Here is a 23,176-nt window from a genome sequence, read left to right as displayed (position 1 = left end):
TTGCGGCCACTACATTCGAAGGACCTGAGGAAGCAGCATGGATCACGGCCACACCCATCACGATCATTCCCACGATACGCCGGATGCGCCGACCCGCGATCCGGTCTGTGGAATGACCGTCGATCCTGAAGCCGGCAAGCCGTCAGCGCAACATGGCGGTCATGTCTACCATTTCTGCAGCGCCTCCTGCCGGGAAAAATTCGTCAAGTCGCCGGAATCGTACCTGGAGGCGACGGACCCGGTATGCGGCATGAAGGTCGACCGCTCCACGGCCAGGTATTTCACACGCCATGAAGGCAAGGGCTACTATTTCTGCTCTGCAGGGTGCCAGAAGAAATTCGAAGCCTCGCCGGAGACCTATCTCGGCGACCGTCCGGCGCCCGAGCCGATGCCGGCCGGCACGCAATATACCTGCCCCATGCATCCGGAGATCGTGCGCGACAAGCCCGGCTCCTGCCCGAAATGCGGCATGGCGCTGGAGCCGATGGGCGTGCCGACCGGCGAGGAAGGACCCAATCCCGAACTGATCGATTTCACCAGGCGCTTCTGGGTCAGCGCCGCCTTGTCGATCCCGCTTCTCATTCTCGCCATGGGGCCGATGCTCGGGCTTCCGGTCCGCGTCCTGTTCGGCGAGCGGGTGGCGGTCTGGATCGAACTTGCGCTGGCGACGCCGGTGGTCCTGTGGGCGGCATTGCCGTTCTTCCACCGCGGCTTCGAATCGATCGTCAACCGCAGCCCCAATATGTGGACGCTGATCTCGCTCGGCGTCGGCGCGGCCTATGGCTACAGCGTCGTCGCGACACTGTTCCCGGATGCGTTTCCGCACTCCTTCCGTGGTCATGGCGGCGCGGTGCCGGTCTATTTCGAGGCGGCGAGCGTCATCGTCGCGCTGGTCTTCCTCGGCCAGGTACTGGAGCTCAAGGCGCGCGAGCGCACCGGCTCGGCCATCCGCGCGCTGCTCGACCTTGCCCCGAAAACCGCCCGCCGCATCGGCAAGGACGGCTCTGAAACCGACGTGCCGCTGGACGAGGTCCATGCGGGCGACCTCTTGCGCATCCGCCCCGGCGACAGCGTACCCGTCGACGGCACGGTCAGCGAAGGCCGCTCATCGGTCGACGAATCCATGATCACCGGCGAAGCCGTTCCGGTCGAGAAGACCGCCGGCGACCGCCTGACCGGCGGCACACTCAACAAGAACGGCACGCTGGTCATGCGCGCCGAAAAAGTCGGCGCGGACACAGTGCTTTCGCAGATCGTCGAACTCGTAGCCAAGGCGCAGCGCAGCCGGGCGCCCATCCAGGGCCTCGCCGACCAGGTCTCGTTCTATTTCGTGCCGGCGGTGGTTCTGGTCGCGATCGTCTCCTTCATAGTCTGGGCGATCTTCGGACCCGAGCCGAGCATGGTCTTCGCGCTGGTCTCGGCGGTCTCCGTGCTCATCATCGCCTGTCCCTGCGCGCTCGGCCTGGCGACGCCGATGTCGATCATGACCGCAACCGGCAGGGGCGCGCAGGCCGGCGTGCTGATCAAGGACGCCGAAGCGCTCGAGCGTTTCGCCAAGGTCGACACGCTGATCGTCGACAAGACCGGCACGCTGACCGAAGGCCGTCCGGTGCTGACCGATGTCATCGCCGCGGAAGGCTTTGACGAAAACGAAGTCCTGGCGCTCGCCGCCGGCCTCGAAAAAGCGTCGGAGCATCCGCTCGCCGAAGCGATCGTCGAAGGCTCAAGGTCGCGCGGCGTGAAGCCTGCCGAAGCCACCGAATTCGACGCGGTCACCGGCAAGGGCGTCAAGGGCACAGTCTCCGACAAGGCAGTGAGCCTCGGCAATGCGATGATGATGCGGGAGGATGGCATCGACGATGCCGCCCTGACCGACCGCGCCGACGCGTTGCGCGTGGATGGCAAGACGGCGATGTTCGTCGCTGTCGGCGGACGGCTCGCCGGCATCGTCGCGGTCGCCGATCCGGTCAAGCAGACCACGGGCGAGGCGATCGAAGCACTCCACAGGAGCGGGCTGAAGATCATCATGGCCACGGGCGACAATGAGCGTACGGCGCGCGCAGTTGCGGCAAAGCTCGGCATTGACGAAGTGCGCGCCGACATATTGCCTGAAGGCAAGAAGGCGCTGATCGATGAGCTGCGGGCCTCAGGCGCGCGCATCGCCATGGCGGGCGACGGCGTCAATGATGCGCCCGCGCTGGCCGCCGCCGATGTCGGCATCGCCATGGGCACAGGCGCCGATGTTGCGGTCGAAAGCGCCGGCATCACGCTGGTCAAGGGCGATCTCAACGGCATCGTCCGGGCCCGGACGCTCGCTCAGGGCACGATCCGCAACATCAAGCAGAACCTTTTCCTGGCCTTCGTCTACAACGCGGTCGGCGTGCCGATCGCGGCAGGCGTGCTCTATCCGGTCTTCGGCACGCTCCTTTCGCCGATGATCGCTGCCGCCGCGATGAGCCTGTCATCGGTTTCCGTCATCGGAAATGCGCTCAGGCTCCGCACCATCAAGCTCTAAATTCGAAGGAAGCGACCATGAACATAGGCGACGCATCGGAACGTTCGGGCCTGCCGGCCAAGACGATCCGCTACTACGAGGAAATCGGGCTCCTGAAGCCCGGCCGCTCCGGCAACGGCTATCGCGACTATTCGACCGCCGATGTACACCGGCTGAAATTCCTGCAGCGTTCGCGCAGCCTCGGCTTCTCGGTCGAGGAGTGCCGGCAGCTTCTCTCGCTTTACGGCGACAGCCACCGCGAGAGCGCCGACGTTAAGGCCATCGCCGAGGTCAAGCTCGGCGAGATCGACCGCAAGATCGCCGAACTTGTCGGCCTGCGCGAGACGCTGAGGCATCTCATCGACCATTGCCACGGCGACAACCGCCCGGAATGCCCGATCCTCGACGGCCTGTCCGGCCAGGAAGACCAGCTCGCCAACCAATCGACCACGCACTGAACCGTGGCCCGGCGCGTCAGTCGTCGCGAAAAGACCCGACCACAAAAAGGAACCTTCATGACCAGAATTTTCTCAGTTCTGTCCGCCGCGTTCATCGCTCTCGCACTGTCCGGCCCGGCAATCGCCCAGACCGATCATAGCGGGCATTCAACGACCGGCCAGGCGGCCGAACTGGCCACGGACGCGGCGGCCGCCTTCAGGGCGGCAATGGATATCATGCACGGCGCGATGTCCTCGCTGGAGTATAGCGGCGAGGCCGACATCGATTTCGCGCGCGGCATGATCCCGCACCACCAGGCAGCGATCGACATGGCCCGCATCGTGCTGGAGCATGGCAAGGATTCCGAGATTCGCAAGCTCGCCGAAGACATCATCGAAGCGCAGGAGCGCGAGATCAAGCAACTCGAGACCTGGCTGGCCGCACGCGCCAAGTGATCGCTGGGAGTTTCTGCGCCGGCCTCTTACCCGCCAACCGCCCTCGTGGTTCGACAGGCTCACCATGAGGGCTACTGGAACGCCAGTTCGCCAACCACCAGCGTCAGGATGAAGCGCCGGCCCTCATGATGGCCACTGGAGCGCCGCACACCCAACCCACACCGCAGGAAAAGGCGCGGCGAGCTCCAACCCCCCTCATGGTGAGCCTGTCGAACCACGGGGTTTGGGGCCAGCCCTCTTACGCTCCCCTTGATGCAAGGGAGGGGTTAGTGTGGGGTAAACCTATCCACAGTTCGGCCAGCACATCAGCCTCACCCAACCGTCTCCTTGCGCTTTCTCGCTTCCCTCTGCCGCTGGATGGCGTCGCTGAAGGCGGCGGCGAGAATGCCGGTCGGCATGGCGATGAGCCCGATGCCGGTGATCGCGGTCAGGCCGGCCAGTACCTTGCCGATCACCGTCATCGGGATAACGTCGCCATAGCCGACGGTGGTCAGCGTCGCGATCGACCACCACATCGCCCGTGGGATGCTGCCGAATACGGTCGGCTGGGCGTCGCCTTCGACGATGTAAAGCAGCGTCGACGAAGTCAAAAGCAGCATGCCGGCTGTCGCCAGGCTCATCAGAAGCTCATAGCGGCGCGACTTCACCGCCTCGGCCATCGCCCGGATCGCCGAGGAATAGCGCCCGAGCTTGGCCAGCGAGAGGATACGGATCAGCCGGAACAGCCGCAGGATCGACGTCTCGTTGCCGAAGAAGGTCAGGAACAAGGTCGACATTGCCAGCAGGTCGATGATCGCCGGCAGCGAAACCATGTAGCGGAGATAGCCGCGCAGCCCGCCGCCATAGGCGGGGTTTTCCGCCGAGGTCCAAACCCGAACCAGATACTCCATCAGGAATACGAAGCCAAACCCCATTTCGGCGGCGAAAAACCATTTCTCCCGGCCCTGATGAATGGTCGGCTCGCTTTCGAACACAGCCACCGCCACGGCCAGGCAGATCACCACCACGATGAAGCGGTTGATCGGCGACAGCCCTGTCTTGTGCCAGGCGGACGGCTGGAGGTTGCGGTACAGCCATTTGCGCGGGCCGGCGAATTCCTGGACCGAAATATCGCTCATGAAACTGGCGGCCTAAACGAACGGTTTGCCGATCTGGTATTTTTCCGGGATGAGTCGCTTCAGATAGGCCATGCCGGTCTCGGAAAGCTGGTTGGCGTCGGGCTGCATGAAATCGTCGGGCATGTGGCGGGTCTTGCCCGCGACCGCATCCAGCGGCACCTGCCGCATCACGGTCTTGCCGTCTTCATGTTTCAGCGCCACCGAGCCGCCCCCGCGCGCAGCCACTTCGACGGCGAAGACGCCAGCCTCGAACGCTTCGCTCGAGTCCGCGTTGTTGATCGCGCCGACATAGCCGCGCGGAATGTAGCCCAGCGCGTCGACCCGTGCCCGCTTGCCGGGCAACCCTTCGCGCAGGGCGTGCTCGAAGGCCATGTTGAGATCGCTGCCGGACAGCTTGATGTTGCCGTGCGCGTCGCGCTCCAGCCGGTCGGGCGGGACCAGGCTCTCGACCAGCGCGCGGCCGTCTTCGGTCGTCACGCCTTCGGAAACGGCGACGATGCAGCGCTTGTGGCGGTCGAGCGTCTTGCGCACATCGTCGATGAATCGCGGAACGGAGAAAGCGCGCTCGGGCACATAGACCAGATGCGGACCGCTATCTTCATCGGCGCGCCAGGCCGCCGCCGAAGCGGTCAGGAAGCCGGCATGCCGGCCCATGACGATGCCGACATAAATGCCCGGCAAGGCGCGGAAATCCAAATCGACGCTGAGGAACGCGCCGGCCACGAATTCGCCTGCCGAAATGAAGCCCGGCGTGTGGTCGTTCTCCATCAGGTCGTTGTCAATGGTCTTGGGCGCATGCACAAAAGCGATCGAGCCGCCGGACGCGTCGGTCAGGATCTGCTGCGTGCCGGACGTGTCGTTGCCGCCGATATAGATGAAGGCGTCGGCGCCTTCCTTCTTCAGCCCGGCCAGCACCAGATCGCAATAGGCGGCGTCCGGCTTGTCGCGTGTCGAGCCGAGGGCTGCGCCCGGCGTCGCGCCGACGAGCCTCAACTGCTCCTCCGGAATGTCCGAAAGGTCGACGTAGTCGCCATCCCTGATGCCGCGAACGCCGTGGCGCGAGCCGAGCACTTTTGCGCCGGGATGGCGGCGGCGTATTTCGAGGGCGGCTCCCACCACAGTCTGGTTGATCACGGCGGTTGGCCCGCCGCCCTGGGCGATCACGAATTTTGCGGCCATATCGCGTTTTCCCCGCTTGTTTGCGCCTATCATTGGCGCTTCCGAGGGCCTTGCGCAACCTTGTGAACAAATTCTGCGCGGTCTGGCCAGGCCTGCCGCGCTATCCGGCTGGGCCCATTCAAAGTTTTCCGTGTCATATACACGGACAGGGTCGACGTTTATCCTACACGACGGCTGAGCGGCGCGTTGTGGCCAACCGTGGCACGATTTCATTCAAGAGGTTGAAATGACGAACAATTCATCGCTTCAGGCGCGCCGGGTCGCCGCCGTGCCGCGCGGGGTGGGCACCGCCTACCCGGTGTTCGCAAGCCGCGCCGAGGGTTCGGAACTTTGGGACGTCGACGGCAACCGCTACATCGATTTCGCCGGCGGCATCGCCGTTCTGAATACCGGCCACCGCCATCCGAAGGTGATTGCGGCGGTGCGCGAGCAACTCGACAGCTACACCCATACAGCGTTTCAGATCGTTCCCTACGAGCCATATATCGCGATCTGCGAACGGCTGAACGGGCTTGCTCCATTCTCGGGCGAGGCGAAGACCATCCTGTTCTCGACCGGCGCCGAAGCCGTTGAAAACGCGGTGAAAATCGCACGCGCGGCGACCGGCCGCCCCGGCATCATCGCCTTCGGCGGAGGCTTCCACGGCCGCACCATGATGACCATGGCGCTGACCGGCAAGGTCGCGCCCTACAAGAAGAAGTTCGGCCCGATGCCCGGCGGCGTCTATCATCTGCCGTTCCCGATCCCGCAGGACGGTGTCACCGTCGCGGATACGATGCGGGCGCTGGATCTGCTCTTCCGCGCCGACATCGAGCCGGCTCATGTGGCCGCCATCATCATCGAACCGGTACAGGGCGAGGGCGGTTTTCACCCCGCGCCCACCGAACTGTTGCAGGCGCTGCGCAAGGTTTGCGACGAGCACGGCATCCTGCTCATTGCGGACGAAATCCAGACCGGCTTTGCGCGCACCGGCAAGATGTTCTGCATTGAAAACAGCGGGGTAGAGCCCGATCTGGTCACCATCGCCAAGTCGCTTGCCGGCGGTTTTCCGCTTTCGGGCGTCGTAGGCCGCGCCGCGGTCATGGACGGTCCGGAACCCGGCGGCCTGGGCGGAACCTATGCCGGCAACCCGATCGCCTGCGCGGCGGCGCTCGCCGTTCTCGACGTCATTGCCGAGGAGCGCCTGATCGACCGGGCCAATGTGCTGGGCGAGCGGATTAAGGGCGATCTGTCCCGCATGGCTCAGCGCAACGACACGGTTCCGATGGCGGCAATCCGCGGGCCAGGGGCCATGGTGGCGTTCGACATCGTCAAGGATCGTGGCAGCGCCGAGCCCGACGCCGACGCGACGAAGCGCGTGACACAGACCGCGCTCGCCGAAGGGCTGGTGCTGCTCTCATGCGGCGTGAACGCCAACACGATCCGCATCCTGATGCCGCTGACCATATCGGACGCAATTCTCGCCGAAGGTATGGGAAGGCTGGAGAAGGCCCTGGTTGCCGCGAACGGCTAAGCGAACCTCAAACTACCACGATCGGCGTTTTGCCCGACACGCGATTGTAGAGGTCGATCACGTCCTGGTTGATCATGCGCACGCAGCCTGACGACATGGCCTGCCCGATGGTCCACCATTCCGGCGAGCCGTGGACGCGGAATCCCGTGTCCCGGCCGTCCTTGAATATGTAGAGTGCGCGCGCGCCGAGTGGGTTTTCCAGCCCGCCGGGCTGGCCCCCGCGCCATTTCTCCAGTTCGGGCTTGCGCGCGATCATTTCCGGTGGCGGCGTCCAGGTGGGCCATTTCTTGCCGTACTGAATGTTGGCCCTGCCCGACCAGACGAAGCCGTCCTTGCCGATGCCAACGCCGTAGCGGATGGCGTCGCCGCCCGGCTGAACCCAATAGAGATGGCGCTCCTGCAAGTGAACCACGATCGTGCCGGGCTGCTCGCCGGTCGGATCGATGACGATCTGACGGCGGAACTTCGGATCGACCTTCTGGAATGGAATTTCCGGAAGGACGTATCCCTCGTCCGTGATAGAGGCATACATCAGTTCCGGGCGCGTCACCTGCCTGTCGACGCTGATGCGCGGGCGGATCGTCCCCGTCGTGAACTCATCCACTTCGATGGCCGCAAGATCGAGCGAGCGCGAACAGCCTGCTGCCATCAGGGCGGCGGCGGAGCCAAGTCCGAGCATCGCCGTGCGGCGGGACAAGCGATCGGATTCAGGGTGTGACGGGATAGCGGGTTTCGGCGACGCGGGCGACTCGGACACGGGGCAACTTCCACGATTTTGAACACGCGCTTTGGCGTTCGCAGAAAAACCGCGATCCAAGCTATCCCGCATTTTCGACAATCATGGTTGAGAAACCGTGAATCAGAAAGTTCTTTCCTTTTCAATATGTTGCCGAAAATTGAATTGCGAGAACCGGCCAAGCGGCAGCCCGCGACACAGCAAGACCTCCATCCCGACACAATCTCGGCAAGAGCCGTTTTTACCGTGGCTGCCTGACCGCGAGGGGACCATGGGCGCGACGTTGAAGACCGACTTGGCGCTCGTTTGCGCCGCTTTCCTGGCGGCTGCATGCGTGCTTGGAGCCGATCTCAGCATCGCTCAGGTGGTGGACGTGATCGCGAGGGCTTTCTGATGCAACGCTCGCACCGAACCGACGCGCAAACTTCCCGCTTTACTTCGCCGCGATGGCAGGGATTTATCCTTTCCTTTGAGCAAAGGAGATTTCCATGCCGTTTGAAACCTGGGCAGCCTTCGCCGCGGCAACATCCGTCCTCCTGATCATACCGGGTCCGACCATATTGCTGGTCGTCTCCTACGCGCTCGGGCAGGGCTGGCGGACGGCGCTGCCGGTGGCGGTCGGCGTGGCGCTCGGCGACTTCACCGCCATGACCCTGTCGATGCTGGGCATCGGCGCCTTGCTGGCTGCGTCGGCGACCGTGTTCACCATCCTGAAGTGGATCGGTGCAGCCTACCTCATCTATCTCGGCTTGAAGCTGTTCAGGGCTGGCGGCGCCCTGCAGGCCGATCCGCGCACCGATGCCGTGTCCGCGGCGAAAATGATCGGCCATGCATGGCTGGTGACCGCGCTCAATCCCAAGAGCATCACCTTCTTCGTGGCGTTCCTGCCGCAGTTCCTGAACCGGGACGCGGATTTCTTCGCCCAGATGCTGATCTTCGAGGCGACTTTTCTGGTCCTGGCCTTCGTGAACGCCTTCGGCTATGCGCTGGTGGCGGCGCGGGCGCGTAGCCTCGTTCACAATCCGAAAGCGATCGGCATCTTCAACAGGGCCGGCGGATCGCTACTGATCGGCGCGGGCGTCGCAACAGTCGCCATGCGGTCCGGCAACTGACGGCTGCTGCGGGAGGTATTTCGTGGCCGTTTGCGACCAACTCGGCCTGGGCCTGACGGGAGCGGGCGATGCGAGCCTTTCGCATTACAGCCTCGCCTTGCACCAGCTTCAATGCTTCATCGGCGATCCGGTCGGCTCCGTCGATGCTGCACTTGCCGAAGACCCCGACTTCGTCATGGCGCACGTACTCAAGGGTTATCTGTTCGGCCTTTCCACCGAGCGCGAGGCGATGGCGGTTGCGAAGGCCTGCCACGATGCGGCCTCGAAACTGTCCGCGACGGAACGCGAGCAGGCGCATGTCGCCGCCCTGGGCCATCTCGCCCTTGGCCGCTGGCACGAAGCCGGCCGGGTGCTCGCCGGCCTCACGGTGGAAGAGCCGCGCGACGCTCTCGCCTTGCAGGCCGGCCACCAGATCGACTTCTTCACCGGCAACGCGCCGATGCTGCGCGACCGGCTGGCCAAGGCCATGCCGTCATGGCCGCCGGGCATGCCCGGCTATCACGCGATGCTCGGCATGCAGGCCTTCGGCCATGAGGAGATGGGCGAATATGCGGTTGCCGAGGCGCTCGGCCGCTCCGCGATTGAACTCGAGCCGCGCGACGGCTGGGCGCAGCATGCGGTCGCCCATGTCATGGAAATGCAGAGCCGCCAGCACGACGGCATTTTGTGGATGCGCGGCAATGCCGAGGCATGGACGCGCGAGAGCTTCCTGCAGGTGCACAATTGGTGGCACCTCGCGCTCTTTCATTATGACCTCGGCGAGGTCGACGAGGTTCTGGCGCTTTACGACGGCCCGATCTACGGCGCGCGCTCCTCGCTCTCACTCAACATGGTCGATGCGTCGGCTATCCTGTGGCGGCTGCATCTCGCCGGTGTCGACGTCGGCGACCGCTGGGCTGCACTTGCCGAGGCATGGGCGCCCAAGGCAAGGGCGGGCAACTACGCCTTCAACGACATCCACGCCATGATGGCCTTCGTCGGTGCGGGTTTGGATGCGCCGGCTATGACGCTCCTGGAGGCGCAGCGCGAAGCCATGCTCGGCAACGGCGACAACGCCGCCTTCACCCGCGATGTCGGTCACCCGGTGGCGCTGGCGATCAGGGCTTTCGGTGAGCGCAATTATTCGGAGGCCGTGCAGCTGCTCACGCCAATCCGGAAAATCGCGCATCGCTTCGGCGGCAGCCATGCCCAACGCGACGTCATCGACCTGACGCTGATCGAGGCGGCGCTTCGTGCGGGTCAGAAGAAGCTGGCGACGGAGCTTGCCACCGAGCGGGCGCTGGCGCGTCCTGCCAGCCCGCTTTCCGCGCTGTTCTCGCGCCGCGCCGCGGGCCTTTCCGACAACTGAAGGCAAGCAGCGCTGCTGGCCCGAACAGAATTTTTGCGGGCCGCGAAAAAATTCTGTCGCAGCCGGTTTTCAGCGCCGGTTTTTTTGCTATGACAGTGGAAGCTTGCGGGAGGAACAGAGCGCGGGCGATCGGCAAACCGGCCTGACCGGGAGGAAATGTCATGTATCTGGGCCTCGATCTGGGAACGTCGGGCGTCAAGGCGCTGCTGATGGACGGTGAACAGAAGGTCATCGGCTCCGGCCATGGCGCGCTGGATGTCTCGCGTCCCCATTCGGGCTGGTCCGAACAGGATCCCGCCGACTGGATCCGCGCCACGGAAGAGGCTGTCGGAGAACTCAAGGCGCAGCACGCGGCCGAACTCGCCGCCGTGAAAGGCATCGGCCTCTCCGGCCAGATGCATGGCGCGACGTTGCTCGGCAACGACGACGACGTTCTGCGGCCGTGCATTCTCTGGAACGACACACGTAGCCATGCCGAAGCGGCAAAGCTCGACGCCGATCCGCGCTTCAGGAAGATCACCGGCAATATCGTGTTTCCCGGCTTCACCGCGCCGAAGCTCGCCTGGGTCAAGAACAACGAACCGGCGGTCTTTGCCAAGGTTCGCTGGGTGCTGCTGCCCAAGGATTACCTGCGGCTGTGGCTGACCGGTGAGCACATGTCGGAAATGTCGGATTCGGCCGGCACTTCATGGCTCGATGTGGCGGCTCGCGAATGGTCGCCGGAACTGCTGGCCGCGACCGATCTCGACGAGCGGCAGATGCCCGGCCTGGTCGAAGGCACGGAGCAGGCGGGCTCGCTGCGGCCCGAACTTGCGGGCCGATGGGGAATGAACGCCGGCGTGGTCGTTGCGGGCGGCGCCGGCGACAATGCCGCGTCGGCCTGCGGCATGGGCACGGTGCGGCCCGGCCATGCCTTCGTCTCGCTCGGCACCTCGGGCGTGCTGTTTGCTGCCAACGGCTCGTACCTGCCGAATCCCGAAAGCGCGGTCCATACTTTCTGCCATGCGCTGCCCAATGCCTGGCACCAGATGGGCGTCATTCTGTCGGCGACGGATTCGCTGAACTGGCTCTCCGAGATAACCGGCAAAGAGGCGAGCGACCTGACCGGCGAACTCGGCGAGACGCTGAAGGCGCCTACCGGCGTCACGTTCCTGCCCTATCTTTCTGGCGAGCGGACGCCGCACAACGACGCTGCGATCCGCGGCGTTTTCGCGGGCCTCGGCCATCAATCGAGCCGGGCGGTACTGGCGCAGGCCGTCGTGGAGGGCGTGGCATTCGCCTTCCGCGACAGTCAGCAGGCGCTGCACCAGGCTGGCACCGAACTCGGTCGCGTGACCGCGATCGGCGGCGGCTCGCGCTCGCGCTATTGGCTGAAGGCCGTCGCCACCGCACTGCAGATTCCCGTCGACATTCCGGCGGATGGAGACTTCGGCGCGGCTTTCGGCGCGGCTCGGCTGGGCCTGATCGCCGCGGAAAATGCCGATCCCTATGAGGTCTGCACCGCGCCCGCCACCGCCGAAACGATCGAACCCGACGCCAAACTCGGCAGCCCCTATGCGCAAGCCTATGAGCGCTATCGGGCGCTCTATCCAGCCATCAAAGGAGTTTCGTGATGACCACTGGTTTCTTCGGCGACATCAGCAAAGTGAAGTATGAAGGGCCGGATTCGACCAATCCGCTCGCCTATCGTCACTACAATCCCGACGAGGTCGTGCACGGCAAGCGAATGGAAGATCATCTCCGCTTTGCCGTCGCCTACTGGCATTCCTTTGCCTGGCCGGGCGGCGATCCGTTCGGCGGCCAGACCTTCGAGCGGCCGTGGTTCGGCGACACGATGGAGCTGGCGAAACTGAAGGCCGACGTGGCGTTCGAGATGTTCTCGCTGCTTGGCGTGCCCTATTTCTGCTTCCACGACGCCGATGTGCGGCCCGAAGGCGGCAACTTTGCCGAAAGTGCAGCCCGCCTCGACGAGATCGCCGATTATTTCGCCGGCAAGATGCAGGAGACCGGGACAAAGCTGCTGTGGGGCACGGCGAACCTGTTCTCGCATCGCCGCTTTATGGCGGGCGCCGCGACCAATCCCGATCCGGACGTGTTTCTCTTCGCCGCAGCGACAGTGAAGAAGTGCATCGACGTAACCCAAAGGCTCGGCGGCGAGAATTACGTGCTGTGGGGCGGGCGCGAGGGTTATGAGACCCTGCTCAATACGGATCTGCGCCGCGAGATGGACCAAGCGGGCCGGTTCCTCAACCTCGTCGTCGACTACAAGCATAAGATCGGCTTCAAGGGCACGATCCTGATCGAGCCGAAGCCGCAGGAGCCGACCAAGCACCAGTACGATTACGACGTGGCCACCGTTTACGGGTTCCTGAAGAAATACGGGCTGGAAAACGAGGTAAAGGTCAATATCGAGCAGGGTCACGCGATCCTCGCCGGCCATTCGTTCGAGCATGAGCTTGCTCTGGCGAATGCGCTCGGAATCTTCGGTTCCATCGACATGAATCGCAACGACTACCAGTCGGGCTGGGATACCGACCAGTTCCCCAACAACGTGCCGGAAATGGCGCTGGCATACTACCAGGTGCTCGCCGGCGGCGGTTTCAAGACGGGCGGCACCAATTTCGACGCCAAGCTCAGGCGCCAGTCGCTCGATCCGCAGGATCTGCTGATCGCCCATATTGGCGGCATGGATTGCTGCGCGCGCGGGCTGAAGGCGGCGGCGCGGATGATCGAGGACAAGGCGCTGTCCGGCCCGCTGGAGGACCGCTATGCCGGCTGGAACGACGCGGAAGCGAAAAAGGTGCTCGGCGGCGGCTATTCGCTCGAGGAAATCGCCCAACATGTCGAGAAGCGGGACATCAACCCCGAGCCGAAGTCCGGCCGCCAGGAGTATCTGGAGAACATCGTCAACCGCTACGTCTGACGCCCGGCCGCACGCCGGCGGGCAAAAATTTTCTCCGCCGGCGGCAGGGCTTAAACCATGAGCGCGGACATCGTCGCATTCCCGTCACGTCCTTGCCTTCTGACCGTCATGCAACACCGCTATGCTTTCGGGCATGGAAAAGAACTGGCAAAACGCACATCCGGGCAGCGGTTTCGACGCGCAGATCGGTGCGCTGCTCGATCAGGTCCAGGATCAGGCTTCCATCGTCGACCGGCTGCTGGCGATGCCTGCCCCGACTGGCGAAGGTCGCGAAGCGCCCGAATGGGATGCCGCCGTGGCGCGCCGGTTCGAAAGGAGGCTGGCCGCGACGATGCGCGAAATGATCGAAGGTGAGCCGGAGCGGCGACGCGCGTAGTTCATAGTGTCGAGGCGCACGGAGTCAGATCCGACAGCCGGCCTTGGCAGGTCCCCACACAATACGGCTGTCAGCCGCGCCGCATTCTGGCGGGCGCTTCGCCGAAGCTCTTCGAAAACGCCCGCGAGAAGCCGGCGGCGCTTGAAAAGCCGCTGCGCTCGGCGATATCGGCCATAGCCAACCGCGTGTCGAGCACCAGCCGGCGGGCGGCGTTGAGGCGCAGCCTGAGATAGTATGCGCCGGGCGTTTCGCCGATGGATCTGCCGAAGACACTCTCCAGCGTGCGGGCGGTGACGCCGACGCGCCGGGCGATTGCCGCGATCGTCAGGGGGCGGTCGACATGCGATTCCATCAGCCTTATCGCCTGCGCCAGCCGCGGGTCGTATCCGTCGAGCCGGCCGAGCGAGACGAGCGGCTGCGCGTCAGTCGCGGCGCGCGCCTGGTCGTAGATGAAGACGCTCGCCACATCGAGCGCCACCGCCATGCCAAGCCGGGTGCGGACGAGATGCAGCATGAGGTCGAAGGTCGGCGATGCGCCGCCAGTCGTGAAGACGGGGCCGTCAATGACATAGCGATCCGGTCGCACATCCGCGCCGGGAAAGGCGGCGGCAAAATCCTCCATGTCTTCCCAATGGGTCGTTGCGGCGCGGCCTTCCAGCAGGCCGGCGCGGGCGAGCAGCCACGTGCCGGCCTCGACGCCGCCGCAGGCGCGGGCGGCGCGCGCCGTCCGACGGATGCCCGACACCAGTTTCTGACCGCCCTCGGTTCTGGAGCCGAAGCCGCCGACGACGATCAGCACGTCGGTCTTTTCAGCCGGGTCGAAGCGGTCGCTGACGGCGACCGGAAGCCCGGAGGTGGTGACTGGCGCCTCGCCATCGGCGGATACGATCTTCCAGTCGAAGAGCGTTTCGCCGCAAATGCGGTTGGCGGCGCGCAGCGGATCGACGGCCGAGGCGACGCACATGATCGAAGAGCCCGAGAGGACCAGGAAAGTCACCTTGAGCGTTGTACGCTCGGGCGAAAAGATCGACGGGTTTTCGTCTTTGGTCATGCAGGCTTCGTAAAATGTAAAACAGCTTTTCGCAAGTCGGTCATGATCGCGTCAGCTAAGCAGCATCGGCCCTTGCGGCGATTGCGCGTAAAGAAGATCGAGGAGGAGCTTCCATGGGTCTGAACCCGAGCCGCGACGTATTCATCACCTGCGCCGTCACCGGTTCCGGTGACACGACCGGCCGCTCGGATAAGGTGCCGGTCACGCCGCGGCAGATCGCCGATGCGTCGATCGAAGCCGCAAATGCAGGCGCGGCGATCGCCCATATCCATGTGCGCAATCCCCAGACCGGCAAGGGCGCACGCGACGTCGCGCTCTACGAGGAGGTGCTGAACCTAATCAAGCAGTCGGGCGTCGATATGGTCATCAACTTCACCGCCGGCATGGGCGGCGACCTGACGCTGGGCAGCCCCGAGCAGCCGCTGCCGCCATCACCTGCCGGCACTGACATGGTCGGCGCGACCGAGCGGCTGGCCCATGTCACCAAGCTCCTGCCCGAAATCTGCACGCTCGACTGCGGCACGATGAATTTCGGCGAGCAGGACTATGTCATGACCAACACGCCGCCGATGCTGAAGGCGATGGCAGCGCAGATACAGGCGGCCGGCGTGAAGCCGGAGGTCGAGATCTTCGACACCGGCCACCTGCTCCTGGCCAAATGGCTGCACGGCCAGGGCCTGCTCGATGATCCGGTCATGGTGCAGCTCTGCATGGGCATTCCGTGGGGTGCGCCGGATGACCTCGCCACGCTGAACGCGCTTACCGCGAACCTGCCGTCCGACTGGATCTTTTCGGCCTTCTCGATCGGTCGCAACCAGTTGCCCTACACTGCGGTGGCGTTGGCTGCCGGCGGCAACATCCGCGTAGGCCTCGAAGACAATATCTGGCTCGACAAGGGCGTTCTGGCAACCAACGGCGCGCTGGTCGAGCGTGCGGTGAAAGTCGCCGAAAACATGGGATCGCGCATCATGAGCGCGGAGGACGTGCGCAAGAAGATGAAACTCAAGAAGCGCTGGTAGGGCGGAGAGCTCCGATGAAGACCGTCAAATTCACGGCGATGAAGGACGGCGACAAGGAAGATTATGCTTTCCTGACAGAGCATGAAATCGAGTACGCCGCGAAAACCGGCGATCGGCTGCTCGACGCCCTCGTGCAACTCGACGAGGGACTTTCCGGCTACAAGATCACGCGGCTCGGCCATTCGCTGCAGGCGGCGACCCGTGCCTGGCGCGACGGGGCCGATTCAGACTGGATCGCCTGCGCGTTGCTGCATGATATCGGCGACATCTACGCACCCTACAATCATGACGAATACGCAGCCGCGATCCTGAAGCCCTTCGTGCGCGAGCAGTGCACCTGGGTCGTGGAAAAGCATGGCGACTTCCAACGCCTCTATTACGCGCATCATCTCGGCGGCAATCCGCATGCCCGCGACCGGTTCGCCGGCCACCTTTATTTCGACGATTGCGACCAGTTCTGCGAGCGCTGGGACCAGTCGAGCTTCGATCCGGATTACGACACCTTGCCGATCGAGTTCTTCCGGCCGTTCGTGACCGAAGTGTTTTCGCGAAAGGCCTACGATCCCGCCGTCATCCGCGCGGGTGAGCGTGTCGCCCTCATCAACATCGAAACGGCCAGGCAAAGAGCATCCGTATGAGCATCATCAGCAAGGCCGCGGCCATTGGCGGCGGGGTCATTGGCGCGGGCTGGGTGGCGCGGCTGCTTCTCAACGGCATCGACGTTTCGATCTTCGATCCCGACCCAGAAGCGTCGCGAAAGGTCGGCGAGGTGATGAAGGGCGCACGCCGCGCCTACAAACAGATGCTGCCCGGCGGCCTGCCCAAAGAAGGCAAGCTGACCTTCGCCAGAACCATCGCGGAAGCAGTGGCGGACGCAGACTTCGTCCAGGAAAGCGTGCCCGAGCGGCTGGACCTGAAGCACAAGGTGCTGGCGGAGATAGACGCGCACGCGCCGGCGAACGCCATCGTCGGTTCGTCGACCTCAGGCATCAAGCCGTCCGACATGCAGACTGCCATGAAGCATCCGGAGCGGCTGGTCGTCGGCCACCCGTTCAATCCGGTCTATCTCCTGCCGCTGGTCGAAATCGTTGGAGGCAAGGACACGCTGCCCGAAGCGATCGAGGTCGCAAAGGAGATGTATGCCTCGATCGGCATGAAGCCGGTGGTCATCCGTAAGGAGATCGAGGCATTCGTCGGCGACCGCCTGCTCGAAGCCGCTTGGCGCGAGGCGCTGTGGCTGATCAAGGACGGCATCTGCACCGTCGAGGAACTCGACGACATCATGCGCTACTCCTTCGGCCTTCGTTGGGCGCAGATGGGCATGTTCCAGGTTTATCGCGTCGCCGGAGGCGAGGCCGGCATGCGCCACTTCATGGCTCAGTTCGGGCCTTGCCTGAAATGGCCGTGGACCAAGCTGATGGACGTACCGGAGTTCAATGACGAACTGGTCGACCTGATCGCCACGCAGTCCGATGAACAGGCGCACGGCCTGTCGATCCGCGAGCTCGAAAAGATCCGCGACGACAATCTTGTCGCGATAATGGAAGCGCTGGGCAAGCAGAACAAGGGCAAGGGCTGGGGCGCCGGCGCGCTGCACAACGATTACACCAAGCGGCTGTCCAAGCTGGCAGCAAAGAAGCCGGTTTCGAAGGCCGCCGAGAAGGCGAAGGCGGGCAAACCGAGAAAGAAGAAGGGGTGATGCGGTGAACTTGGGTTGTGCGTCCTTCAACAAGCTCAGGATGAGGGCCGTTGGTGCTGGCCCCGCATTTTTGAGGGTTGGCGCAACCCGCCTCATCCTGAGCTTGTCGAAGGACGCACAAAGAGACGGTCAGCCTTGCAACAGGTGATGTGAACATGAATTTCGGCCTTACCGAAGAACAGCGCCTGATCGTCGATACGACCCGGGCCTTTGTCGAGAACGAGCTCTATCCGCATGAGGCGGAGGTCGAGCGCACCGGGCATCTTCGGCGCGAACTGATTGAGGAGCTTAAGGCCAAGGCGAGCGAGGCCGGGCTCTACGCAGCCAACATGCCGGAAGATGTCGGCGGCGCGGGGCTCGATACGGTGACCTGGCTGCTCTACGAGAAGGAGCTTGGCCGGGCGAATTACGCGCTGCATTGGACCTGCGTGGCCCGGCCGTCGAACATTCTTCTGGCCGGCACGCCGGAACAGCGCGAGAAATACCTGTTCCCATGCATTCGCGGCGAAAAGTCCGACTGCCTGGCGATGACCGAGCCGGGCGCCGGCTCCGATCTGCGCGGCATGAAGGCGACGGCTGTCCAGGACAGGGACGACTGGGTGCTCAACGGCACCAAGCACTTTATCTCGCACGCCGACATCGCCGATTTCGCCATCGTGTTCATGGCCTCGGGCGAGGAGGATTCGCCGCGCGGCAAGCGCAAGAAGATCACTGCATTTTTCGTCGACAAGGGCACGCCGGGTTTCACGGTGCGCGACGGCTACCGCAACGTCTCGCATCGCGGCTACACCAATTCGATCCTCGAATTCGACAATTGCCGCCTGCCCAAGGAACAGGTGCTCGGCGAGGTCCACAAGGGCTTCGAGGTCGCCAATTCATGGCTCGGCGCGACGCGGCTGCAGGTTGCCGCGACTTGCCTCGGCCGCGCCGAACGGGCGCTCGGCCACGCCATCGAATATGCCGCGCAGCGCGAACAGTTCGGTCAGCAGATCGGCAAGTTCCAAGGCGTCTCGTTCAAGCTCGCCGACATGGCGACCGAACTGAAGGCCGCCGATCTGATGGTGTTCGAGGCCGGCTGGAAATACGACCAGGGCACGGTCACCGACCAAGACATGGCGATGGCCAAGCTCAAGGCGACGGAGATGCTGGCCTTCGTCGCAGACGAGGCGATCCAGATCCACGGCGGCATGGGCCTGATGGACGATCTGCCGCTGGAGCGCATCTGGCGCGACGCGCGGGTGGAGCGGATCTGGGAAGGAACGAGCGAGATCCAGCGGCATATCATTTCGCGCGCGCTGCTGCGGGCGGTTGGGGGCTGAACGGCCAACATGCATAAACTCGAACGCATGCTGCGCCCGAAATCCATTGCCGTCATCGGCGGCGGAGCGTTCGGCACGAGCGTGGTGAAGCAGTCGCTGAAGATGGGGTTTGTCGGCGACATCTGGCCGGTGCATCCGACCAAGGACACTGTCGAAGGGGTCAAGGCCTACAGGACCGTCGCCGACCTGCCCGGCGCGCCGGACGCCACCTTCATCGGCGTCAATCGCCACCTCACCGTCGAAATGGTCAAGGCACTGCGCGAGAAGGGAGCGGGCGGCGCGATCTGCTTCGCGTCGGGGTTCCTGGAGACGGGCGACTACGACGAGGACGGCGAGCGGCTGCAGCGCGAGCTGGTCGAGGCAGCCGGCGACATGCCGATCATCGGGCCGAACTGCTACGGCCTCATCAACTATGCCGACGGCGCGCTGCTGTGGCCCGACCAGCATGGCGGCGAGCGCCTGACGGCCGGAGAGCGTGGCGTTGCGATCATCACACAGTCGTCGAACATCGCCATCAACATGACCATGCAGAAGCGCGGCCTGCCGGTCGCCTTCATGATGACAGCGGGCAACCAGGCGCAGACGGGCCTCTCAGAGATGGCCCTCGGCCTGATCGAGGACGACCGCGTCTCCGCGCTCGGTCTCCACATAGAGGGCTTCGATTCAGTCGCCGGCTTCGAGCGGCTGGCAGCGCGCGCCCGCGAGCTCGGCAAACCGGTCGTGGCGATGAAGGTCGGCCGCTCCGAACAGGCGCGCAAGGCGACCGTTTCGCATACCGCTTCGCTTGCCGGATCCGATGCGGCGTCTGACGCGTTCCTCAGGCGCCTCGGCATCCCGCGTGTCAATTCGATCCAGTCTTTTCTTGAAGCGCTCAAGCTTATGCACGCGGCGGGGCCGCTCGACGGCTACGCCATCTCCTCGATGAGCTGCTCGGGCGGCGAGGCCTCGGTGATGGCCGACAGCGCCGAGGGCCGCAAGGTCCACTTCCCGACCGTGACTGAGGAGCACTGGAAGCGCGTCAAGGCAACGCTGGGGCCTCTGGTGGCTGTTGCCAACCCGCTCGACTACCACACCTTCATCTGGAACAACGAGCCGGCGATGACCGCGACTTTCACGGCGATGGTCTCCGGCGGCTACGACTTCAACGTTCTCGTCATCGACTTCCCGCGCAAGGACCGCTGCTCGGACGACGACTGGTGGGCGACGCTGCGCGCCTTCGAGGCCGCGCTGAAGACCAACGACGCCAAGGGGGGCATCCTCGCCTCACTGCCCGAGAACCTGCCGGAGGAATATTGCGCCGACCTGATGAGGCGCGGCATCGTGCCCCTTTACGGGATAGAAGAGGCGATGGACGCCATCGAAGCGGCGGCGTTTGTCGGTGAGGCGTGGAAGCGTCCGATGGCGGCGTCTTTAGGTGCATGGAACTCTCACTCGTTCGCTGCGCCCGCCATCTCTCCCTCGTGGGGTGAGGCGACTCGGGCAGAGCCCGAGCCGGTGGGGAGTTCCTTGGCGCTGGACGAGGCCGAGGCGAAAGCCTTGCTTGCCAAGGCAAACCTGCCCGTCCCGGCTGGCCGCCGCGCATCCAACCCCGACGATGCCGTCGCCGCCGCCGAGCAACTTGGTTTTCCGGTGGCGCTGAAGGCTCTGGGCGTTGCCCACAAGAGCGAGTTTGGCGCGGTCAGGCTCAATTTGAAATCTGCCGAAGAGGTACAGGCGGCTGCCGTGGCGCTGTTGCCGCTCGGAACCGGCCTTTATGTCGAGCGGATGGTGCAGGGCGGCGTCGCCGAACTCATTGTCGGCTTCACGCGCGATCCGCTGTTCGGGCCGGTGATGACACTCGGCACGGGCGGCGTGCTGGTCGAACTGCTGAAGGACTCAGCCACGCTGATGCTACCTGCAACACGTGACGAGATCGAAACGGAGCTGTGCGGGCTAAAACTGTTTCCGTTGCTCGATGGTTATCGCGGCCGGCCGAAGGCCGATCTCGATGCGGCAATCAACGCGATTCTGAGCATTGCCGCCTTCGTGGCGGACAACGCCGACAGCATCGAGGAACTCGACATCAACCCGCTGATCGTCTGTGGCGAGCGCCGGGGCGCCTGGATCGCCGATGCGCTGATGGTGACAAAGAACACGCCCTCCTCCCCTTTGCGGGGAGGAGGGCGCCGAAGGCGACCGAGGGAGACCAAGCGTTCGGTTCTGCGCCACCCCCACCCGGCCCTCCGGGCCACCCTCCCCGCAAGGGGGAGGGAGTCTCGCAAGCCGGCGCCAAGGAGAAAATTTGATGCCCGAAGTCATCACTACCCGCCGCGAGGGCGGCGTCTTCGAAGTGACCCTCGATCGGCCAAAGGCCAACGCCATCGACCTCGCAACGTCGCGAAAGCTCGGCGAGACGTTCCAGGCCTTCCGCGACGATCCGGAACTTCGCGTCGCCATCGTGAAAACAGCGGGCGACAAGTTCTTCTGCGCCGGCTGGGATCTGAAGGCGGCAGCCGGCGGCGATGCGGTCGACGGCGACTACGGCGTCGGCGGTTTCGGCGGCTTGCAGGAACTGCGCGACATGAACAAGCCGGTGATTGCCTGCGTCAACGGCATGGCGGTCGGCGGCGGCTTCGAACTCGCGCTGTCGTGCGACCTGATCTACGCCTCGGACCATTCGAGCTTCGCCCTGCCTGAAATCCGCGCCGGTACGCTGGCCGACGCGGCGACGGTGAAGCTGCCGAAGCGCATTCCCTATCATGTCGCGATGGATTTGCTGTTCACCGGGCGCTGGATGGATGTGCAGGAGGCGCATCGCTGGGGACTGGTCAATGAGGTGCTGCCGAAAGAGAAGCTCGAGGACCGCGTGTGGGAGATCGCCCGCCTGCTCGCCGGTGGGCCGCCGCTGGTTTTCGCAGCGATCAAGGAGGTTGCGCGTCGCGCCGAGGCGATGGAATTCCAGGATGCGATGAACTGGATCACCAAGCGCAAATTCCGCACCGTGGACGAACTTTATGCTTCCGAAGACAACCAGGAGGGCTTTCGCGCGTTTGCCGAGAAGCGCGATCCGGTCTGGAAGGGCAGGTAGCTCCGCCAGGAGAGAAAATGGCCGATTATGAAAAGCTGATCGACGCCGAGACCTGGGCCTTCATCGAGAAGACCGCCAGCTTTTACCCGCCCGACACCGTCGATTACACGATCGGACAGCAGCGCGAGATTTACAACCGGATGTGCCGCGCTTTTCACGCTGGCTATCCCGAAGGCGTGGCCGCTGAGGATTCGACGATCAGCACGCCCACGCATGCCATTCCAATCCGCATCTACCGCACCGCCGCTCCCGAAGCCTCGGCCATGGTGCTCTACTTTCACGGCGGCGGCTTCATCCTCGGCGGGCTCGACAGCCATGACGATGTCTGCGCCGAATTGTGCGCGGGCAGTGGCTATGAGGTGGTCTCGGTCGATTACCGGCTGGCGCCCGAGCACGTCTATCCAGCAGCGTTCGACGATGCGATGAGCGCTTTCGAATGGGCGGCGACAACTTACAAGCGGCCGATCCTTCTATGCGGGGATTCGGCCGGGGGCAATCTCGCGGCCGCGGTCAGCCATGCGACGCGCGGCCATAAGCGCCACCCGATCGGACAGGTGCTGATCTATCCGGGGCTCGGCGGCGATGCTTCGAAGGGCTCGTATATTGCTCATGCCGAGGCGCCGATGCTGACGGCGCGCGACCTGGAATTCTACAAGCATATCCGCACCGGCGGAATCGACCGCACCGGCGACATCACGCTTACGCCGCTCGCCGACGCGGATTTCGCCAATCTGCCGCCGACCGTGATCATCACCGCCGAATGCGATCCGCTGTCCTCCGACGGCGCGGCCTATGGCAGCCGCGTGGTCGCGGCGGGAGGGAAGGCCTGGTGGCACGAGGAGCCGGGACTCGTGCATGGCTATCTGCGTGGGCGGCATATGGCTTCGCGGGCACGCGCCAGCTTTGCCCGGATCATCGAGGCGGTAGTTGTGCTCGGCAAGGGGGAATGGGTTTGGTGAGGCGCTGGCGCTGACCCAGCGAAATTTCTGCCGGCCAAGCGCTGCCAGTGAATAGAATCCTGCCCCGGAAAATATTTTTACGTCCTGAAATCAATAGCTTGTAAGATTTCTTCGCTTTCTCGCTCCCGATTCATCCACACGCCTGGCGCCTCCATCATACTCAGTCCCGGCAGCTTGCTGGTGGGGACGGGTGTACACGACCGGCATCCAGGCAAGTGTGGCGCCGGAGACGATACCTGCTGGGTCGCGCGGGTCTCTCCGGCCCCGGGTCGCGCCTGTGCGCCCGCGCTCTATTCCCAGGCATACCGGGGTAGGGCGATGGGCCGGACGGCGATCAGGGGAGAAAACGCCGGCGGCGCATGGCAGCGCG

At 64.3% G+C, this 23,176-nt stretch carries 20 protein-coding genes and 1 pseudogene; 17 read left to right on the top strand and 4 right to left on the bottom strand.

Annotated elements, in window-relative coordinates; translation table 11 throughout:
* Window positions 1-37 precede the first annotated feature (37 nt).
* From ABVK50_RS21590 to ABVK50_RS21580, 3 genes are read left to right on the top strand one after another with little or no spacing between them, the layout of a single operon-like run.
* A complete protein-coding gene (locus ABVK50_RS21590; RefSeq protein WP_353644627.1) occupies window positions 38-2,515 on the top strand; it encodes a heavy metal translocating P-type ATPase in 2,478 nt (825 codons plus the stop codon).
* A 17-nt stretch (window positions 2,516-2,532) separates the two neighbouring features.
* Window positions 2,533-2,952: a Cu(I)-responsive transcriptional regulator gene (cueR, locus tag ABVK50_RS21585; RefSeq protein ID WP_353644628.1), complete on the top strand. Its 420-nt coding sequence runs from the start codon at window positions 2,533-2,535 to the stop codon at window positions 2,950-2,952.
* 57 nt (window positions 2,953-3,009) lie between these two features.
* Complete coding sequence (locus ABVK50_RS21580; protein WP_353644629.1) at window positions 3,010-3,387, top strand: DUF305 domain-containing protein; 378 nt, start codon at window positions 3,010-3,012, stop codon at window positions 3,385-3,387.
* Between the two features lie 311 nt (window positions 3,388-3,698).
* Here ABVK50_RS21580 and ABVK50_RS21575 read toward each other — a convergent pair whose 3' ends face one another.
* Together ABVK50_RS21575 and ABVK50_RS21570 are read right to left on the bottom strand one after the other, a co-directional pair.
* Window positions 3,699-4,505 (bottom strand): ion transporter, encoded by an 807-nt coding sequence (locus tag ABVK50_RS21575; protein ID WP_353644630.1) that lies wholly within the window; start codon window positions 4,503-4,505, stop codon window positions 3,699-3,701.
* A gap of 12 nt (window positions 4,506-4,517) precedes the next feature.
* Entirely contained in the window at window positions 4,518-5,684 is a 1,167-nt protein-coding gene (locus tag ABVK50_RS21570; protein WP_353644631.1) for a diphosphate--fructose-6-phosphate 1-phosphotransferase, read from the bottom strand.
* Window positions 5,685-5,910: 226 nt separating this feature from the next.
* Between ABVK50_RS21570 and gabT the strand changes: the two genes are divergently transcribed.
* Complete coding sequence (gene gabT / locus ABVK50_RS21565) at window positions 5,911-7,197, top strand: 4-aminobutyrate--2-oxoglutarate transaminase (RefSeq protein ID WP_353644632.1); 1,287 nt, start codon at window positions 5,911-5,913, stop codon at window positions 7,195-7,197.
* A 7-nt stretch (window positions 7,198-7,204) separates the two neighbouring features.
* Here gabT and ABVK50_RS21560 read toward each other — a convergent pair whose 3' ends face one another.
* Window positions 7,205-7,954 carry a L,D-transpeptidase gene (locus tag ABVK50_RS21560; protein ID WP_353644633.1) on the bottom strand — a complete coding sequence of 250 codons (750 nt, stop codon included), beginning with the start codon at window positions 7,952-7,954 and terminating at the stop codon, window positions 7,205-7,207.
* Window positions 7,955-8,204: 250 nt separating this feature from the next.
* Between ABVK50_RS21560 and ABVK50_RS21555 the strand changes: the two genes are divergently transcribed.
* The 6 genes from ABVK50_RS21555 to ABVK50_RS21530 all read left to right on the top strand — a co-directional run bounded on the left by ABVK50_RS21555 (window position 8,205) and on the right by ABVK50_RS21530 (window position 13,692).
* Entirely contained in the window at window positions 8,205-8,327 is a 123-nt protein-coding gene (locus ABVK50_RS21555; RefSeq protein ID WP_353644634.1) for a hypothetical protein, read from the top strand.
* 94 nt (window positions 8,328-8,421) lie between these two features.
* The gene (locus ABVK50_RS21550) at window positions 8,422-9,045 is read left to right on the top strand and encodes a LysE family translocator (RefSeq protein WP_353644635.1); all 624 of its coding nucleotides are present in this window, start codon (window positions 8,422-8,424) and stop codon (window positions 9,043-9,045) included.
* Between the two features lie 22 nt (window positions 9,046-9,067).
* The gene (locus ABVK50_RS21545; RefSeq protein WP_353644636.1) at window positions 9,068-10,393 is read left to right on the top strand and encodes a tetratricopeptide repeat protein; all 1,326 of its coding nucleotides are present in this window, start codon (window positions 9,068-9,070) and stop codon (window positions 10,391-10,393) included.
* A gap of 161 nt (window positions 10,394-10,554) precedes the next feature.
* Entirely contained in the window at window positions 10,555-12,006 is a 1,452-nt protein-coding gene (gene xylB / locus ABVK50_RS21540; RefSeq protein ID WP_353644637.1) for a xylulokinase, read from the top strand.
* Window positions 12,006-13,316, top strand: coding sequence for a xylose isomerase (gene xylA, locus ABVK50_RS21535; protein WP_353644638.1), 1,311 nt, complete (start codon window positions 12,006-12,008; stop codon window positions 13,314-13,316). The genes xylB and xylA overlap by 1 nt, the downstream gene beginning before the upstream one ends.
* Window positions 13,317-13,437: 121 nt before the next feature.
* Complete coding sequence (locus ABVK50_RS21530) at window positions 13,438-13,692, top strand: hypothetical protein (protein ID WP_353646966.1); 255 nt, start codon at window positions 13,438-13,440, stop codon at window positions 13,690-13,692.
* A gap of 70 nt (window positions 13,693-13,762) precedes the next feature.
* On the opposite strand, the gene ABVK50_RS21525 is transcribed toward ABVK50_RS21530, so the two are convergent.
* Window positions 13,763-14,743: a GlxA family transcriptional regulator gene (locus tag ABVK50_RS21525; protein WP_353644640.1), complete on the bottom strand. Its 981-nt coding sequence runs from the start codon at window positions 14,741-14,743 to the stop codon at window positions 13,763-13,765.
* A 113-nt stretch (window positions 14,744-14,856) separates the two neighbouring features.
* Between ABVK50_RS21525 and ABVK50_RS21520 the strand changes: the two genes are divergently transcribed.
* The 7 genes and pseudogenes from ABVK50_RS21520 (at window position 14,857) to ABVK50_RS21490 (ending at window position 22,806) form a co-directional block, all read left to right on the top strand.
* Window positions 14,857-15,762 carry a 3-keto-5-aminohexanoate cleavage protein gene (locus ABVK50_RS21520; protein ID WP_353644641.1) on the top strand — a complete coding sequence of 302 codons (906 nt, stop codon included), beginning with the start codon at window positions 14,857-14,859 and terminating at the stop codon, window positions 15,760-15,762.
* A gap of 14 nt (window positions 15,763-15,776) precedes the next feature.
* A complete protein-coding gene (locus ABVK50_RS21515) occupies window positions 15,777-16,400 on the top strand; it encodes a peptidase (protein WP_353644642.1) in 624 nt (207 codons plus the stop codon).
* Window positions 16,397-17,461, top strand: coding sequence for a carnitine 3-dehydrogenase (locus ABVK50_RS21510; protein ID WP_353644643.1), 1,065 nt, complete (start codon window positions 16,397-16,399; stop codon window positions 17,459-17,461). The genes ABVK50_RS21515 and ABVK50_RS21510 overlap by 4 nt, the downstream gene beginning before the upstream one ends.
* Window positions 17,462-17,616: 155 nt before the next feature.
* Window positions 17,617-18,780: an acyl-CoA dehydrogenase family protein gene (locus tag ABVK50_RS21505; RefSeq protein WP_353644644.1), complete on the top strand. Its 1,164-nt coding sequence runs from the start codon at window positions 17,617-17,619 to the stop codon at window positions 18,778-18,780.
* Window positions 18,781-18,789: 9 nt separating this feature from the next.
* Window positions 18,790-20,904 (top strand): annotated as a pseudogene (locus ABVK50_RS21500) (acetate--CoA ligase family protein); the annotation flags it as partial.
* Window positions 20,905-21,064: 160 nt separating this feature from the next.
* Complete coding sequence (locus ABVK50_RS21495; RefSeq protein WP_353644646.1) at window positions 21,065-21,847, top strand: carnitinyl-CoA dehydratase; 783 nt, start codon at window positions 21,065-21,067, stop codon at window positions 21,845-21,847.
* Between the two features lie 17 nt (window positions 21,848-21,864).
* The gene (locus ABVK50_RS21490; RefSeq protein ID WP_353644647.1) at window positions 21,865-22,806 is read left to right on the top strand and encodes an alpha/beta hydrolase; all 942 of its coding nucleotides are present in this window, start codon (window positions 21,865-21,867) and stop codon (window positions 22,804-22,806) included.
* Window positions 22,807-23,176: the final 370 nt, after the last annotated feature.

It is taken from the genome of Mesorhizobium sp. WSM2240, from assembly GCF_040438645.1.
In the GTDB taxonomy this organism is placed as follows: domain Bacteria; phylum Pseudomonadota; class Alphaproteobacteria; order Rhizobiales; family Rhizobiaceae; genus Allomesorhizobium.
Note: the sequence above shows the minus strand (reverse complement) of the source record. Positions and strands in the feature narration are given on the sequence as shown.

What these genes read in the sequence shown, in the direction of transcription:
- ABVK50_RS21510 (WP_353644643.1), top strand. Translation starts at nt 16,397, where the DNA reads ATGAGCATCATCAGCAAGGCCGCGGCCATTGGCGGCGGGGTCATTGGC.
- ABVK50_RS21490 (WP_353644647.1), top strand. Translation starts at nt 21,865, where the DNA reads ATGGCCGATTATGAAAAGCTGATCGACGCCGAGACCTGGGCCTTCATC.
- ABVK50_RS21590 (WP_353644627.1), top strand. Translation starts at nt 38, where the DNA reads ATGGATCACGGCCACACCCATCACGATCATTCCCACGATACGCCGGAT.
- ABVK50_RS21505 (WP_353644644.1), top strand. Translation starts at nt 17,617, where the DNA reads ATGAATTTCGGCCTTACCGAAGAACAGCGCCTGATCGTCGATACGACC.
- ABVK50_RS21530 (WP_353646966.1), top strand. Translation starts at nt 13,438, where the DNA reads ATGCTTTCGGGCATGGAAAAGAACTGGCAAAACGCACATCCGGGCAGC.
- ABVK50_RS21525 (WP_353644640.1), bottom strand. Translation starts at nt 14,743, where the DNA reads ATGACCAAAGACGAAAACCCGTCGATCTTTTCGCCCGAGCGTACAACG.
- xylA (WP_353644638.1), top strand. Translation starts at nt 12,006, where the DNA reads ATGACCACTGGTTTCTTCGGCGACATCAGCAAAGTGAAGTATGAAGGG.
- ABVK50_RS21570 (WP_353644631.1), bottom strand. Translation starts at nt 5,684, where the DNA reads ATGGCCGCAAAATTCGTGATCGCCCAGGGCGGCGGGCCAACCGCCGTG.
- ABVK50_RS21495 (WP_353644646.1), top strand. Translation starts at nt 21,065, where the DNA reads ATGCCCGAAGTCATCACTACCCGCCGCGAGGGCGGCGTCTTCGAAGTG.
- ABVK50_RS21520 (WP_353644641.1), top strand. Translation starts at nt 14,857, where the DNA reads ATGGGTCTGAACCCGAGCCGCGACGTATTCATCACCTGCGCCGTCACC.
- ABVK50_RS21555 (WP_353644634.1), top strand. Translation starts at nt 8,205, where the DNA reads ATGGGCGCGACGTTGAAGACCGACTTGGCGCTCGTTTGCGCCGCTTTC.
- gabT (WP_353644632.1), top strand. Translation starts at nt 5,911, where the DNA reads ATGACGAACAATTCATCGCTTCAGGCGCGCCGGGTCGCCGCCGTGCCG.
- cueR (WP_353644628.1), top strand. Translation starts at nt 2,533, where the DNA reads ATGAACATAGGCGACGCATCGGAACGTTCGGGCCTGCCGGCCAAGACG.
- xylB (WP_353644637.1), top strand. Translation starts at nt 10,555, where the DNA reads ATGTATCTGGGCCTCGATCTGGGAACGTCGGGCGTCAAGGCGCTGCTG.
- ABVK50_RS21580 (WP_353644629.1), top strand. Translation starts at nt 3,010, where the DNA reads ATGACCAGAATTTTCTCAGTTCTGTCCGCCGCGTTCATCGCTCTCGCA.
- ABVK50_RS21550 (WP_353644635.1), top strand. Translation starts at nt 8,422, where the DNA reads ATGCCGTTTGAAACCTGGGCAGCCTTCGCCGCGGCAACATCCGTCCTC.
- ABVK50_RS21515 (WP_353644642.1), top strand. Translation starts at nt 15,777, where the DNA reads ATGAAGACCGTCAAATTCACGGCGATGAAGGACGGCGACAAGGAAGAT.
- ABVK50_RS21575 (WP_353644630.1), bottom strand. Translation starts at nt 4,505, where the DNA reads ATGAGCGATATTTCGGTCCAGGAATTCGCCGGCCCGCGCAAATGGCTG.